Raw genomic sequence first — 16139 nt, forward strand, 5'->3', positions numbered from 1 at the left:
CCCGTCGCGAGGCAAACGGTGACGCAGGAGTCGACCTGTCACGCTATCGGGTCGTGCCAGGCCAGCAGGGCGGGCAGGCGCTCGTGACGCCAGATCCTCAAGGCGTGAAGGGCAGCCTGCTGCGGTGCCCCGTACCAGCATCGTGGGCCCTGGTTGGGGTTCGGATCGTTCGGGTGAGGACTTCGGCGCCCCATATGTTTGGCGGCGCGGCGCTCCGCAGCGTACTCGTGGAGTTCGCTGTGCCAGCCGGCCCGACTCGCACTCAGGGCGTCGAGCGCGCGCAGCAGGGCCGCCTCGTCACGCTCGAATGGCCCGGCTAGCACTCGCAGGAAACTCAGGGTCGCGTGAAAGCCAATCGGCCGGTACAGCTGCACGCAGGACCGTAGGGCCGACACCCGGCGTCGATGGGGCAGCGCCAGGTTGCGAATACGGCGGGCGTAGGCGCTGAAACTCGCTCGGCGAGGCTACGCAACTGACCGCCTGCGGGGAATCCGGCTGGCCGCCGGCCCTTGCGCATCGTGTTCGGGCTGGCGCTGATCCCGTCACTGGCGCTCGTCGCCCTGGTGGGTTGGTCTCGGGTGCGGTTGGGCGACCATACAATTGGCCAGGTTGTGGCAGGTGCGCTCGTCGGCGTCCTCATTGCTATGCCGACGTTCCTCCTCCTATATTGAACCGAGCTTGGCGTTTACCCGGCTGCGACACCGCATACTAGTCGATCAAGCGTCACCCACCGCCACCGCCGAGTGGTGATACAGAGTCGTTAGCGAACAGCCTGGTTCTGAAGCTCTCAATTCGCTCCGAGGCTTATGCACTGAATGATATTGGAGTGCTCCCCGGACTGCCACCTAGCCAGCGACGCCGAACCGGCTCAGGCCAACACCTGAGCCGGTTCTCGAACCATCTACAAGTCGCGCGGATGCGAGATTCCCTTAGGACTTTTGGCTAGGCTCCAAGGGAACGTAAATAGGTCTACGACGAGCATACGGCTGAACCCAATTTGACGTTGAATCGGCCCCCTCCCGAGTGGATTGACCGAAAAATGGGCGACCTGAATACCGCCCGTAATGATTACCGCTAGCACGGAGGCGCAAAACACGATGATCATCGGCACGATCAAGGCAACCAACACCGGGCGACTGATCAGATGAGTGGCCCAAATGATCTGAGTCAAAGCACCGGAAGCAGCAGCTACTAACATGATCCGCCATGACAGAACGAGCAGACGATAGGACTTACGACTCCTGGTTGCGGCAATGTTTTGGCGATATGAGCTTGTCATCTCTACAAACCCGTCGCGATATTACCAGTTAGACCAACACCCCGCCGAGGCATACGAGACTTCGTCCGCACACCCATCGCTCCAAACCATCCCGCTAGCAATCCTGGGAATATTCACGACTTTACAAAAGGCATGTGAGACGTTACCCGGAAAGGCTCAATGTGCATACCCGATCACACGCGCTGATGTATGCGCCCTATGCAGAACGGCGGAAGCACTTGGCTCCCGCCGTTCTGCGTATTTTCCAAGTCAGGCAAGACTAGTCAGCAAATAGGCTCCCACGATTATCGATGCAATCCCAGCCAACGCGACCAACAGGCCGAAAGCTCTGTCGAAAGCAACGAAGCGGGCTCGACGCCGCATGACTCGATCCTCACTCCACTCCTTTTTCTTGTTAGGAGTAACAGAGTTCACGAGACGGGAAGCGATCTCTATATGCTTCGTCGCAGCGCCCCGATAATTGGCTGCGAGGACAAGACCCAACACGGCTAGCAGCATACCCCATAGGATCCCGATCAACCCTCGCCACACAATGAGACCCTCCGCGAATTAGACCTACAATTAGGGAAGAAACCAACCCTCCCTGGTGCCAATTCTCCACCCGCCCCAATTATAGGTCCCACCGGCCCACAGCGTAACGCCCGCCCCGACAGCCGCACCATGGTACGTCTCCGCATGCCCATACTTATCTCCATCACCACTTTTTACTCCGCCAACATAGCAGCCACCGGGCCCATCACCGAAACATGCCATCCAACCCTTAGGGCTTTGCTCGGATGGCCTCGCACTGACACCCCCAACGGTCCCACTTATACCAGCACCGACTCCGAAACCGACCGAGCTACTAATGTAGCCATCCTGGTAGGTAAGAGTAATGCAGAACATAAAGCATGCTGAACCGCTAACCTGCCCGTAGCGATGGACACGCTTCCAGAAGTTATTCAATGGCTCTACATTCGCCGAGCGAGACCTCGACGCTACCTGCCTTGTTGGACGTGGACGTTCGGTTGGGCTTTCCGTCGGCACCCAAGGATTCAACTGCATCTTCGGCTCGACAAAATCCGGAGCACCAATGGGGCGCAGCAACCGTGGCACGGGGTTAGGTCGGAGGCGAAGGAATGGGGAATCTTTATAAAGAGGGGTCCATGCCTTCTGCTTTCGCGGCTTCGGGCGATGGTCTACCACCCTATTCTTTGCACTAGGTGCCTTATAGTTGCGCAACTGACCTTCATTATCCCCGGTGGCGTAAAGCCCGCTGGGGTCGGATTTGGTGGCAGGACTGTTGTTGCTGTAAGCGTAACCGTTCCACTGCTCAGGGTCGGCGAGATCAATTATTGGATCGACAGAAATAAACCTGCCGATATGCGGGTCGTATTCGCGGGCGTTGAGGTGTGTCAGACCGGTGGGGTCTTGGGTGCCGCCGACGAAGCCCTTGTCCATGCCTGTGGCCCAGGTGCCGGTGGTGGTGCCGCGTTGTTCGCCGTAGGGGAGCATGCGTCGTTTGGCGACGGCGAGGGTGGTTGCGTTGATGGTGAGTTCTGCGGTGCCATGGTGGTCGCTGGTGATCCAGCTCAGGCCGGTTGCGGTGCGGATGGCGATGGTTTGGCCGGCGTGGGTGTAGTAGCGGGTGGCTTTCTTGGTGGCGCCGCTCGTGGTGTAGCGGACTTCGGTGCCGCCGGGCAGGTAGAGGGTTTTGCCGGTCGGGTCGGTGCGGATGAGGCGGTTGCCGTCGGCGTCGTAGATGTAGCTGGTGGTGGCTGAGTCGGTGGAGCTGAGGACTTTGCCTTCGCGGTCCCAAGTGAGGGTTTGGGTGGCGCCGGTGGTGGTGGGTCGGGTCTTGGTGTTGCCGCCGTTGTCGTAGGTGTAGTTGCGGGACCAGGTGGCGCCGCCGCTGGCGGTCACATTCGTGACGGCGTGTGGCCTGGCCGCGCCGGCGGCCGGGTAGGTGTAGGTGTAGGTGGTGTTGGTTGTTCCGCGGCGGGTTTCGGTCTTGCGGTTGCCGGTCGGGTCGAGGGTCCAGCTGTGCCAGTACGGGTAGGCGGAGCCGTCGACCTGGCTCCAAGCGGTGGGTTTGGTGGTGCAGCTTCCTGTTTCCGGGGTCCAGGCTTCGGTCATCCGACGGAGGTAGTCCAGCGTGAAGCACTGGTGATCGGCGGTGCCACCGGTGGGGGTGTCGTGGATTTCGGTGACGTTGCCGGCATTGTCGTACTCGTAGTTGTAGTTGGCCGCCTCGGCCTTGAGTTCGGGGACGACGTTAGTGCTGGTGAGCCGGCGGGTGGGCTCGTCGATGGTCGAGTTGATGACGACCCGAGAGCCGAATTGGCCGAGTTGGCGTTGGGTGAGCTGACCGAGCTTGTCGTAAGTGACGTCGTAGACGTAGATCTGGGCTGCCGACAGCAGTCCGCCGGTTTCACCAACGTCGGTGTAGCCGAGAGTGAGTTTCTCGGAGGCGAGGTCGGCGGCGGCCGGCATGGTGACCTGGTAGGGCTGGCCGTTGGCCCGGTAGCTGGTCGTCGTGGTGTAGGTACAGGTGTTGGGCGAAGCGGCAGCGCACAAACTCGACTCCGCAGCGGGGAGCGCGACGGAGGTGGAGGTTGGCCGGCCGTGCGCGTCGTAAGCGTCGATCTGGGTGGTGTAGGGGTTACCGCCGGAGTAGCGGGTGGCGGAGGTCAGTTTGCCCTTGCCGTAGGGCAGGGTGTCGTAGGTCCACTGGCCGCGGATGCTGCCGGTGACGCTGTCGGCGCGCATGGTGGTCTTGCGGCCGAGTTCGTCGTAGGTGTAGGCGAGGGTGGCCGTGCCGGTGCCGAGAGGGCTGGTGGTGGTTTCGACGTTGCCGGCGGCGTCGTAGGTGGTGTTGGTGGTGCCCTTGTCGGGGTCGGCGGCTTGGGTCTGCCGGCCACGCAAGTCGTAGGTGTACGACCAGACGTTCACTCCGGTCACGTCGGTGACGGACTTGAGCTGCCCCAGCAGGGTGTAGGTGTGGGTCGTCTTGTCGAACTTCGTCGGGTCGTCGCTGCCGACGTCGGCGCGGTTCTTGTACTGGCGCAGCGCGACGGTGCGACCTTGGGCGTCATTGATCGTGGTGGTGGCGGTGCCACCAAGCGGCGGGGTGGTGTGGACGCGGTCGCCGCCGTAGGCCGTGGTGGTGCGCCACTTTTCGACGCCGTTGGCGATCAGGGCTTGTGCGGTCTGCCGTCCGGCACCGTCATAGCTGGACTGGGTGATGGCGGGAATCTGTCCCTGCGGTTGGGCCAGCGCTGTGTCATCAACCGGTGCGTTGGTTACGTCGTGGTAGGGCGCGGACGTCCACGCGGTGGCGCCGAGACTATTGGTCACGGTGTCGGAGATCGTTCGTCCGCCACCGGTGGCCTGGATCTGCTTCTGCCTCAGGCGCAGGAACCCGTCATACAACTCCACCGACTTCCGGTACGCCGTCCCGGTCGGCAGAAGGGACTCAGTTGTGACCGCCGATGGTCCACCACTCTTGCGCACGCGGTAGGTGAACTTCATGCTCGGCGTCTGCGTCGCCTTGCTTCGTCCCGGAACCCAGGCGTTGGTGAGCCGCCCCAAGCCGTCGTAGGTGAGCTCGTTGACCGCGCCGTTGGCGTCGGTGACCTTTGTCGGAGCGTCCCACGCAGGCTGTACCAGGGTCGTGGTCGTGTGGTCCTTCGGGTCGGTGACGACGGTCTGGGTGATCAGGCCACCGTTGGCGGTGCTCCGGTCGGTCGTGGTGGTGTAGCCCCGCGGGTCGGTGACGGAGCTGACGCGGCCGTTGGTGTCGTATGTGGTGGTGGCGGTTCGGGTGTAGACGGGGGTGGTGCCGTCGAACCTTTCCAGCTCCTCGGTACGGACCACGTTTCCGTCGGTGGGTGCTTGGCCGAAGGACGTGTCGCCGACGTAGGTGTCGTAGAACGACCGGGACCGGCTGAGCACGGTGGTCGGGTTCGCCGGGGTCGGGGCGCCGGCACAGCGGACGGACAGGGTTTCGGTTTGGGATACCCGGTCGAGCATCCACGTGGTGCTGTTGCGGGCGTAGGTGGTGCGGGTGCAGGTGTCGTCGGTGGTGATGGCCTCGTCGCCCTGGTCTTCGACGGTGGTGGGCAGGCCGCTGTCGGTGTCGTAGCTGGTGATGGTCTTGGTGTAGCGGTGTCCGCCGGCGGCGAGGGCGGTGCGGGTGCGGGCGATGTCGGTGTTGGTCATCCACGCCCGGGTGGTGATGTCGTTGTTGTTGACGTCTTTGCGGGTGCGGGTGGCGGTGGGTCCGTTGATCCATGGGTCGTTGCGGGTGGAGGACACTTCCGCGCCGGTGGGGCCGTTCTTGGTGATGGTCTGCAGCTCGAAGCCCTGCAACGCTTCGTGGTCCTCGACGCTGCCGCCCCATGAGTCGGTGACCCATACGTCCTTGACGCCGCTGGCGGCTTTGTCGCCGTCGAGACCGCGCAGGTAGCGGTGCTCGACGGCGGTCTGCTGTCCGGCGGGGTCGCCGTGGCGGACGGTGACCTTGCCGTAGCCGCGCCAGTCGCTCCAGGTGCGGTGCTTGTCCTTGGTCAGCTCGTCGGTGTTGTACGCCCAGGCGGGGGTGTCGTAGTCGTACTGGGTGACCTCGGTCGGCTGGTCGGTGACCGTGTCGTCGAGGTCGATGCGGGTGACGACGTACTTGTGAAACCAGTCCAGGCTCAGTTCCTGGCCCAACGGGGCGTAGAAGGAGGGCATGCACCGCTTGGTGTTACTGGCCGGCGACGGCAGGGTCGAGCTGGTGCAGTCGGCGCCGGAGTAGTGGACGATGATGTCGCCGCCGGTCTCGGTGTGCACGGCCTTGATCCGCCACCGGTTCAGCGACGATCGCTGGTCGTTAGGGCCGTCGACACGGTTGGGAAGTGGCAGTGACCCGGTGTCGAAGGTGATTTCCGGGTCGGAGACGGCCGCGCCGCCAGCGGTGGTGACGTGACCGGTGCGGGTGATGCCGCGTAGCCACATCGGGGTGGACTCGCCGGTGCCGGCGTTGATGAACTCCTGCCGAAGCGCCCACGACTCCACGTCGGCGTAGCTGGTGGTGCCGCTGCGGGTCTGCGCGGTGACCTTCGTCAACCGGCGGGCGGACCAGAACGTGGGCGATCCCTGGGTGGTGCATCGTGTGCCGGGCTTGCAGTACTGGTCCCACGGCGTGTCATACCAGTTCGCCGTCGTGGGGTCCGAGGTCCACGCCGTCCCGGTCCAGCAGTTGACCAGGCATCGCTCCGCGGTGTCGAACACGACCCGCAGCGGCGCGGCTTGGGCGTACTCGGCGTTCTCGCGCATGCCGTACTCGATGCGCTTGAGGTAGCCGCCGCGGTCGTAGGTGGTGCGCTGGTCGGGGTTGAGATCGCGGGCGTAGGCGCCGGTTTCCTTGCCGTAGAAGTAGGCCATGGTGTTGGAGTTCGGGTCCACGACGTAGTCGAGGTTCCACCGCCACGCCTGGGTGCAGTGCGCGTTGGCGAAGGTGGCGTTGTAGCAGGGTTCACCGGAGTTGTTGCCGAACACCGGCACGGTCCACGTCGAATCGGTGACCGGGTTGGTGCTGCTCCAGCCAGGCAGCTTGTGGTAGCCGAAGTAGTACTGGGTGCCGTCGGTGGTGGTGACCTTCCAGTACTCGTTGTCGTTGTCGCCGTTGCCCCGCGCCGAGTTCGACAGCTTCTCAATCTTGGTGCCGTCGTCGTTGCGCAGCCGCCACACTGACCCGTCCCGGATCAGTTCCCCGGCGTGGCCATTGAGCGACAGGGTGGCATTGTCGTTGAAGTAGCAGAGGTCGCCGGTCTTGTGACCGGGGTTGTCGTCGGCGCACGAGGCGTACCGGCGCTCAATGAAGCCGGGCCAGGTGTCCCAGCCGTCACCGATCCAGGAGCCCTGGTTGTTGGTCAGCGCGGTCTTGCCGTCGAGGCTGCCCGAGGAGTGGGCGAAGCTGATGTCCGGGGCGGGGCCGCCGAGGGCGGGCGGCACCCGCAACGGGTACGACCAGGAGAAGTCACCGCTCTGCGTCGACACCTGCCACTGCCCTGCCGGCGACAGGCTCGTCGCGGTGTAGTCACCACTGTCACCGGACGCTGCGCCTTCGACGGCCAGCAGCGTGGAAGTGCTACCTGCCAGGGAGATGTCGGTGGACAGGAGGCTGTCGGGAACGTCGTTGACCGTCGGCAACGGTGTGCGCTTCTGGCACGACGCCACGTCGGGAGTGCTCAACGCACACCCGGGAAGGGCGACCAGCCGCAGGCGGGACGCCCAGTCACCGCCGTAGGCGTCGGCGAATCCGGCGTAGTCCACCTGCAGGCCGGTGCGGCCTGTGGACGCCTTGCCGTCGGCCCGGCCGACGGAGACCAGGATGCCCTGCACCCCGGCCTTCCGGGTGACCGTCCGGTCATGCACCGTCACCGCCACGGATTCGGGGGCCTCGTCCGCGGTCCTGTTGCCTGTGCCGGCGGAGGGCGGTGAGATCATCACCGGGAGCGATCCGGCGCGTGCCCTTACGGGCCCGGTCAGCCCGGCTCTCGTGCTGCGGGCGTTGCCAGCCGAGGCGGTGGCCGCAGCCAGGTTCGCGGTGCCGGTGCCCGCCGGCCACGCAACCGTCCTGGCGCCGGTCACTACGCTGGAGGAGGCGTGGAAGGAGCGAGACACGCCAGGCTTGGCGTCGCTCACCACCACCCCAGCGGCCTCTTTCGGCTTCGGCGGGTCCCACTTTGGCGCCGCCTCGGCCCGCTGCACGGGCTGGCCCAGCCCGCTCACCGTCATCACCACCGACAGACCACCGGCAAGCATCGACGTCAACATCCGCCGGCGGAGTGCCTTTCCACTGCTCCGGCTGGAACCTATCCCACTTGCCACGACGCTCCCCCTGCGTAGGGTCGATGACCGAATTGACGTTGCCGATGTGGTTGCGATGTCTTGAAGCGGGTGGCCGTCACCCGCGTCCTGCTCGGCCGGTAGGCGCCGCGGCCGGGAGTCGCTGTTTTCCGGCCGCGGCGGTACCTGGGTCACTGTGATGCCTGCTGGCAGATCTCGGAGTCCGACAGCACCCGCTGATAGGCACGGGCGTCGTCGATGTCGCCACGCCAGTACGAAACACCCGCGCCGCCCGACCAGCCGCGCCCAATCACGAATGAGCCGGTGGCCGACCAGGACGCCGGGGCGGTGGCCTCGGCGACCTCACCTGCGCAGAACTGGGTGTCGCCCATCACGTAGACGCGCATCTTGCCGGTGACCGTGTCGTAGCGTCCCGCGACGTGAACCCAGGTGTTGTTGTTCGACGGCACCCCTGCGGACTGCCCGTCGGCGCAGGCGCTGACCGCGCCGCCGCCGCCACTGTCCCCGGTCATGGTCATGCACCAGCCACCCGCACCACCGTTGGCGTCCTGCCGGAACTGCAGCTCGAAGCGTGAGGCCGTCGCGCCGTCCTGGGCGAGGATCGTCTGCTTGGTCTGGGCCGCCAGGTCTGCAGGGCGCACCCAGGCCATCACGGTGAAGCTCTTCGTCGTATCCAGTACCGGCCCGCTGGTCGTCACTCGGTCCGCCGTTGGCCCGTACAGCCGCACCGCGTTGCCGAGGTAGCCGGAGGCGAAGTGGGCACCACCGCCGAGCGCCCCCGGGTTCATGGCGCTGAAGCCGCTTCCCGTGTCCGCCGCGGTCTTGACCGGATCGGACTCGTCGAACGTCCAGTGCGAGTAGGCGTTGGGAACGGGGGACACCCAGAACTGGTAGTCGTACGTTGCGCTGGTGTTGCCGGCGCGGTCCTTCGCCTTGACGTGCAGGGTGTGGACCATGTCCGTGGCCGGTGTGTGACTCGCCGACGCCGTGGTCGTCGTCGTCGCGCTACCGCCGTTGACGTCCCAGGTGTATTCCTCGGCACCGGAGGCGGTGAAGGTGAACGTGCCCGCCGTACCGACCGTCGCACCCCACGCCTTCCACGGATACTGACTGGACGACACGCTCGACACCGTCGGCGGTGTCGTGTCGACGGTGAAGCTGTACCAGGGACCCCAGCCGCTCCACAGCCCCGCCTCATCGGCGGTCGTGGCATGCCAGTAGTAGGTGACGCCGGACGTCAGCTTGCCCGTCGGCACCTGGGACGTCGCCGTGGCGATCGCGTTGCCCACCGTTGTGACGAACGATCGTGGCATCGTCGTACTGCTCACCACGATCGGTGCCGCCAGATCCGCCGCCGTGCGGATCTCGAACGCCGTCTGCAACGTGCCACCGTACGGGTCCTGCACCTGCGCCCGCAGCGTCGGCGTCACATTCCGCACCAGCGCCGGAGACGAACACTGCTTGTAACAGTCCGACGTCGTCGTGAACGCCAAGCCCACCGGCGGAACAGGCTTCAGATCGAAGGTGGCGACCAGGTACGTCTTGTCGGTGTAGAACTTTTTCCACCGACTCGCATACGACTCGCCCTCGCCGGTCGACGCACAAGCGCACAAGCCCACGTAGTAGCCGGTCGTGACACTCGCCTGTGTCTGCACGTCGTTGCGCAGGGTCGGGCCCTCGAAAACCGCGTCCGCGTCCTGCTGGATCGACCCGCACCCACCGGCCTCGTTGGCGTGGCCCGCCCACCCGTCCAACAAAAGCACCGAATCCACCGCGCCCAACGGTCGATACGACCACGCCTGCCGACCAGCATGAGCCGTCGACCAACTCATCGTCCGGTACAGGTACACCCAGGTGGCATCACACGAGTGGGAGTGATCCAGCTTCATCTGGATTTCGGCGGTCAACACCGTGGTGTCGCTCAACGCCGAGATGTCGAAGGCGAAGTACGACCGGTACAAGGCACCGGATTCTGGGCTCAACCCCACCCGCGCTGCCGTGGAATCGTTGTTCTCACCGTTGCTCGTCGCATACGACCACCTCTGCCGGATCTTGTTGAACGCCGGATCGATGAACAACGGAAACGCCGACGCCGATGCCGCCAGCATGCCCGTGTCCGGCGTCAACACCAGATCACCCGCCGACACCGCAACACCGACCCCGGCAGTAGCGGCAAGCTCACCAGGGCCCTGCGCCGTCGAAGCCTCCGCCGTCAGCTCAGCACCCGGAACGACGTCGCCCCCGACGAGCGCCGCCATCGACGATCGCGCATTCAACGGAGCTACAGCGGGCTGTACCGCATCGGCGGACAACGACGAATCCCACATCACCGCCGGCGATGCCTGCAACAGTGGCTCGCCATCCGCGCCGGCAAGATCCAGCCCTCCCTCAACGGTCCGGGCCACCTGCATGTCACCGCCGAGCGTGTAACGGACCCGCCGCAACGCCGGATTCGCCGCCGCCTCAGGCGTCAGCACCTCCAACACATGACGAAACCCATCACTGTCCGCAATCACATGCAGATTGACACCCGGCAGAACACCGTCGTAGATCGCTGTGTCACCCGCGATCCGAGGTGCCGGCAGTGCGCCAGGCCAACCCAACTCGAACGTCGATCCCGCCTCACGCCACGTCACCAACGGACCCGCGCCACCGTCAGACAGCGTGATATCGGCCGTGGACGCCACCGGCGCGAAGCCGTCAGCCACAGACTGCAGATTGGTGTCGATGTCAGCCCAACTGCCGTCTGCGCGGTGCACCCGTTGCGGCGCCACAGACGACTCCAGCCTGCCGACGCCTGACGCGTCAACGAACACCCGCGTCGTCTCCGACCGCTCACTCAACGCTTCGACCGTCTTGCCGCACGCCGCCGCCAACCGCTTCGCGGCCTGGGCATCAGCCACCACCGCGACCGAGCAGTCCTGCCCGGCAGCAGAAGCGGGTGTCGCCACCACTGCTGCGGCGACAGTCGTCGCCAGCGCCACCACAAGCGGGTACACACCCACATGGCGACCCCACATCCCTCGCCGCGCAGACCTTCTCATGAACTTCACGCCCCCGTCGATCGATACGTGCCGAGAACGTAGATCAACCAACGGGACGGCGGTAGACCTCAAACAGGCACCAGGCGTCGCCGCGCCCCTCACCGCACCCACACAGACAGCCGGATGTGTCGTGAGTGGACTCCCGTGGCCTAGGAAACTGCTGGTCATGGCAACGCCACTGAGCGACACGATTCGACTGCCACAGCAGTGATCTAGACCACTGCGAGACGACGAAATCTATGTATCGGCACGCTTAGATCGACTGTCAGGGCTTGTATTGGGCCAACATGTCATTGCCACAGCGACCTGCGGATGGCGGCGACCTGCCGGCTCCAATTGCTGACGGCAACGACCTTCACGACACCCCCGGTCTTGGGCGCCTGAACAAGGTACTGCCGCCCGCCACGGTCGGTACCGATGTACATGCCAACATGTCGAGGCCGGGACATCGTGCCGTCGGAGCCGGGGATGAAGATCAGGTCGCCGGGCCGCATCGCCGCCAGGGTGGGAACGGCGACGCCGGTGTGCACCTGGTCGGCAGTGACCCGGGGGATCGCTGGCGGCCTGGGCCGGTCACGCGGACGGCGGCACGCTCGCCAAGCGGGTCTACGTCCACCCCGACAGCAGCCACCTGAAGGTGGCAGCCGAGCACCTCGAATCAGGGCTGTTCGGGTGACTTCTGCACCCCGAAATTCAGCAGTACGAGCGTACGTGATGATTTGTGAGACGGAACAGCAAGAAGGCCTCGACCCACCGAAGTGAATCAAGGCCCTGACCTGCTGTTTTACTGTCGGGACGGCCGGATTCGAACCGACGACCCCTTGACCCCCAGTCAAGTGCGCTACCAAGCTGCGCCACGTCCCGATGCCCCCGCGCGGTTTCCCCCGCGACAGCCGGTACAGCTTAGCGCAGGATCTTCCGCCCGTCCGCACCCGCCCCTCCGGTCCCGGCGCGCCCCGTCACTCCCCCTAGAGCGTCCTAGGAGGGTGGGTGACGGGGCGTCCGGGTGGAACCAGAACGGCGGGTCAGCCGTGCGCCTTGCCCCGGCCGCCGGGGCCGAGCTTCTTGCGCGGGCGTACGGAGATCTCGATCGGACTGCCCTCGAAGCCGAACTCCTCGCGGAGCTTGCGCTCGACGAAGCGCTGGTAACCGGCGTCCAGCGGGGCAGTGGTGAACAGCACGAAGCGCGGCGGGGCCACGCCCGCCTGGGTGGCGAAGAGGATCTTCGGCGCCCGGCCACCGCGTACCGGGTGCGGGGTGGCCTGCACCAGGGCGGTCAGCCACGAGTTGAGCTGGGCGGTCGGGATGCGCGTCTCCCAGCTCGCCAGGGCCTTGCGCAGCGCCGGGGCGAGCTTGTCCACCGCGCGTCCGGTCATGGCCGACAGGTTGAGCCGGATCGCCCACGGGATCCGGCGGAGTTCCCGCTCGATCTCCTTGTCCAGGTAGTACCGCCGGTCGCCGTCGACCAGGTCCCACTTGTTGAAGGCGATGACCAGCGCCCGGCCGGTCTCGGTGACCATGGACAGGATCCGCTGGTCCTGCTCGCTGATGACCTCGCTGGCGTCGAGCAGCACCACGGCCACCTCGGCCGCCTCGATGGCCGCGGCGGTGCGCAGGCTGGCGTAGTACTCGGTGCCGCTGGCCTTGCCGACCCGCTTGCGCAGGCCGGCGGTGTCGACGAGCTGCCACGTCTCGCCGCCGATCTGGACGAGGCTGTCCACCGGGTCGACGGTGGTGCCGGCGACCGAGTCGACCACCGCCCGCTCCTCGCCGGAGAACCGGTTGAGCAGGCTGGACTTGCCGACGTTGGGCCGCCCGACCAGGGCCACCCGCCGTGGCCCGCGCGGCCGGTTCTCCACGATCTTCGGTGCCTCGGGCATCGCGTCGAGGATGGCGTCGAGCAGTTCGCCGGAGCCCCGGCCGTGCAGGGCGGAGACCGGCATCGGCTCGCCGAGACCCAGCGACCAGAGGGACGTGGCCTCCATCTCGATGGTGGTGTTGTCCGCCTTGTTCGCCACCAGGATCACCGGCTTGGCGCTGCGGCGCAGCATCTTCACCGCGGCCTCGTCCACATCGGTGGAGCCGACCATCGCGTCGACCACGAAGAGCACCACGTCGGCGGTGCCGATCGCCGCCTCGGCCTGCGCGGCGATCGCCGCCGCCCGGTCCTTGGCGTCGGGCTCCCACCCGCCGGTGTCCACCACGGTGAACTGCCGGCCGTTCCACTGGGCGTCGTACGGCACGCGGTCGCGGGTCACCCCGGGGACGTCCTCGACGACCGCCTGCCGGCGGCCGATGAGGCGGTTGACCAGCGTCGACTTGCCCACGTTGGGGCGGCCGACCACGGCCACCACGGGCTGCGGGCCGGTCAGCTCCTCGGTCTCGACGTCCGGCTCGCGCAGCTCCACCCATCCACCGACGTCGCTCATGCCACACCCCGCTCGGTCAGTAGTGCGTGCAGGCGGGCGACGACCTCGTCGATGCCCAGCTCGGTGGTGTCCAGCACGACCGCGTCGGCGGCCTGGGCGAGCGGGTCGGCCTTGCGGGTCGAGTCGAGCCGGTCCCGGCGGGCCAGGTCGGCGGCGGTCACCGCGACGTCCGCGGCGTCCTCGGCGCTGCGCCGGGCGGCGCGCGCGGCCTCGGAGGCGGTCAGGAAGACCTTCAGGTCCGCGTCCGGTGCCACGACCGAGCCGATGTCCCGGCCCTCGACGACGATCCGGACCGCGTGGGCGATCATCTCCCGCTGCCGGGCGACCAGGAGCGCGCGGACCGCCGGCACGGCGGCCACGGCGGAGACCGCACCGGTCACCTCGGGCCCGCGGATGTCCGCGTCGACGGTGACGCCGTCGACGGTCACGCCGTACCCCTGGGGGTCGGTGCCGATGCGCAGGTCCACCTCGCCGGCGACCTTGGCCACCGACTCGGCGTCGGCCAGGTCGATACCGGAGCGCAACGCCGCCCAGGTGATCGCCCGGTACATCGCGCCGGTGTCCAGGTAGCGGGCACCGAGCCCGGCGGCGAGCCGCCGGGAGACGGTGGACTTACCCGAACCGGACGGCCCGTCCACGGCGACCACACAGCGCCCGATCCGTTCGTTTTCCTCCACCGTCGTCCTCCTCAGCCCGTACCTCACGGAACATCCTGTCCCGCAAGCGGTAACCACACGTTGTCAATCATGCCCGGCGCCACGCCGGGTCCCCACGCGCCGTCGCAGAAGGCGACGCCCGCCACCCGCCGCCGGGCGGCACGCAGCCTACCGGCAGCCGTACCCCGGCAGGCCGCCGTCAGTCACCCACGGTCTTGTACAGCGCGGCGACCTCCGCGTTGGTGAGCCGCCGGATCCGCCCGGTCCGCAGGTCACCGAGCTTGATTGGCCCGATGGACGTACGCACCAGCCGGCTGACCGGGTGCCCTACCTCGGCCATGAGGCGCCGGACGATGTGCTTGCGCCCCTCGTGCAGGGTCAGCTCCACCTGGGCGGTCTTGCCCAGGGTGTCCACCACCTTGAACGAGTGCACCTGCACCGGGCCGTCCTCCAGCTCCACGCCGGCCATCAGCCGCTTGCCCAGGTTGCGCGGGATCGGCCCGGCCACCTCGGCGAGATAGGTCTTCAGCACCTCGTACGACGGGTGCGTGAGCTTGTGCGCGAGCGCGCCGTCGTTGGTGAGCAGCAGCAGGCCCTCACTGTCCGCGTCGAGCCGCCCGACGTGGTAGACCCGCTGCTCCACCCGGTTGCCGATGAACTCGGCGAGCTCGTTGCGTCCCTTGTCGTCCGCCATGGTGGTGACCACCCCGCGCGGCTTGTTCATCGCCACGTACACCAGGCGGTTGTCGGCCTGGAGGCGCTCGCCGTCGACGTGGATGACCGCGGTGGCCGGGTCGACCTTGTCCCCGAGCTGCGCCACCCGCCCGTTGACGGTGACCCGGCGGCGGAAGATCAGGTCCTCGCACGCGCGTCGGGAGCCCACGCCGGCGGCGGCGAGCACCTTCTGCAGGCGTTCGGTGCCGGTGTAGACGGGGGCGTCGGACTTCGGGGCGCGGTCATCGCGTGGCATCGGCAAGCTCTTCTACGTCGTCGGGGAGGAACGGGGCCAGCGGCGGGAGATCGCCGACGCTGTTCAGCCCGAGCTTCTCCAGGAACATGGTGGTGGTCCGGTAGAGGAAGGCACCGCTGTCGGATTCGGTGCCGCACTCCTCGATCAGGCCGCGGGAGACCAGCGTACGGATCACGCCGTCGCAGTTGACACCGCGGATGGCGGAGATCCGGGACCGGGTGACCGGCTGCTTGTAGGCGACCACGGCGAGGGTCTCCAGCGCGGCCTGGGTCAGCCGGACCGACTGCCCGTCCAGTACGAACCGCTCGACGTACGTCGCGTATTCCGGCCGGGTGTAGAGACGCCAGCCACCGGCGGCCCGGCGCAGCTCGAACCCGTGCCCGGCGGCCGTGTACCCGGCGGCGATCTCGTCCAGCACCGGACCGATCCGCTCGGCCGGCTGCTCGAGCACCTGCGCGAGGACGAGCTCGCTCACCGGCTCGTCCACGACGAGCAGGATCGCCTCCAGCGCGCCGCGCAGCTCCGCGTCGTCCAGCTGCGGGGCCGGCTCCGGCACGACCGTCGCCCGCCGCCGAGGTCGAGGCGCCCCGTCAGCCGGCGCGCCGATCTTGGTACGTTCCGGCCCCTCCGGGGGCGCTTCGGTACCACGATCCGGGCCGGCCTCCGCCGACTCGCCGGACGCCGAGGAGATCTTGGAGGATTGTGGCCCCTCCAGGGGCCGATTCCTTCCAAGATCTCTTCCAGGCTCGACGCCGGAGGCGTCGGGGCCGGCTGCGGCGTCGGCGGGGTCGGGGCCGGCTACGGCGTCGGCGGGGGCGGTGGGGGCAGGGGGGTCGGTGGGGGCAGGGGGGCGGGGGCGGTCCCAGGGTGGGACCCAGGCGGCGGCCTGGTCGGCCAGGGAGTCCCGGCGCTCCTCGTCGTTCATCG

9 protein-coding genes and 1 tRNA gene are annotated in these 16139 nt (G+C 67.0%); 1 reads left to right on the top strand and 9 read right to left on the bottom strand.

Annotated elements, in window-relative coordinates; all coding sequences use genetic code 11:
• Positions 1–38: 38 nt before the first annotated feature.
• Complete coding sequence (locus ACIBR0_RS25915) at positions 39–374, bottom strand: hypothetical protein (protein WP_396719887.1); 336 nt, start codon at positions 372–374, stop codon at positions 39–41.
• 144 nt (positions 375–518) lie between these two features.
• Between ACIBR0_RS25915 and ACIBR0_RS25920 the strand changes: the two genes are divergently transcribed.
• A complete protein-coding gene (locus tag ACIBR0_RS25920; protein ID WP_396719938.1) occupies positions 519–671 on the top strand; it encodes a phosphatase PAP2 family protein in 153 nt (50 codons plus the stop codon).
• A 1169-nt stretch (positions 672–1840) separates the two neighbouring features.
• Here ACIBR0_RS25920 and ACIBR0_RS25925 read toward each other — a convergent pair.
• The 8 genes from ACIBR0_RS25925 to scpB all read right to left on the bottom strand — a co-directional run bounded on the left by ACIBR0_RS25925 (position 1841) and on the right by scpB (position 16137).
• Positions 1841–8080 carry an RHS repeat-associated core domain-containing protein gene (locus ACIBR0_RS25925; protein ID WP_396719889.1) on the bottom strand — a complete coding sequence of 2080 codons (6240 nt, stop codon included), beginning with the start codon at positions 8078–8080 and terminating at the stop codon, positions 1841–1843.
• 203 nt (positions 8081–8283) lie between these two features.
• On the bottom strand, positions 8284–11097 hold the full coding sequence (locus ACIBR0_RS25930; protein ID WP_396719891.1) for a LamG domain-containing protein: 2814 nt from the start codon (positions 11095–11097) through the stop codon (positions 8284–8286).
• Positions 11098–11447: 350 nt separating this feature from the next.
• Positions 11448–11993, bottom strand: coding sequence for an NlpC/P60 family protein (locus ACIBR0_RS25935; protein ID WP_396719940.1), 546 nt, complete (start codon positions 11991–11993; stop codon positions 11448–11450).
• Positions 11948–12021: transfer RNA gene (locus ACIBR0_RS25940), tRNA-Pro, on the bottom strand. The genes ACIBR0_RS25935 and ACIBR0_RS25940 overlap by 46 nt, the downstream gene beginning before the upstream one ends.
• A 161-nt stretch (positions 12022–12182) precedes the next feature.
• Positions 12183–13586 carry a ribosome biogenesis GTPase Der gene (der, locus tag ACIBR0_RS25945; RefSeq protein ID WP_396719893.1) on the bottom strand — a complete coding sequence of 468 codons (1404 nt, stop codon included), beginning with the start codon at positions 13584–13586 and terminating at the stop codon, positions 12183–12185.
• Positions 13583–14263 (bottom strand): (d)CMP kinase, encoded by a 681-nt coding sequence (gene cmk / locus ACIBR0_RS25950; RefSeq protein ID WP_396719895.1) that lies wholly within the window; start codon positions 14261–14263, stop codon positions 13583–13585. Before cmk ends, der begins: the two co-directional genes overlap by 4 nt.
• A gap of 178 nt (positions 14264–14441) precedes the next feature.
• The gene (locus ACIBR0_RS25955) at positions 14442–15212 is read right to left on the bottom strand and encodes a pseudouridine synthase (RefSeq protein WP_357036370.1); all 771 of its coding nucleotides are present in this window, start codon (positions 15210–15212) and stop codon (positions 14442–14444) included.
• Positions 15199–16137, bottom strand: a complete 939-nt coding sequence (scpB, locus tag ACIBR0_RS25960) for an SMC-Scp complex subunit ScpB (protein WP_396719897.1) — start codon at positions 16135–16137, stop codon at positions 15199–15201. Before scpB ends, ACIBR0_RS25955 begins: the two co-directional genes overlap by 14 nt.
• Between the last annotated feature and the right edge of the window lie 2 nt (positions 16138–16139).

The organism is Micromonospora sp. NPDC049497 (genome assembly GCF_044465805.1).
In the GTDB taxonomy this organism is placed as follows: domain Bacteria; phylum Actinomycetota; class Actinomycetes; order Mycobacteriales; family Micromonosporaceae; genus Micromonospora.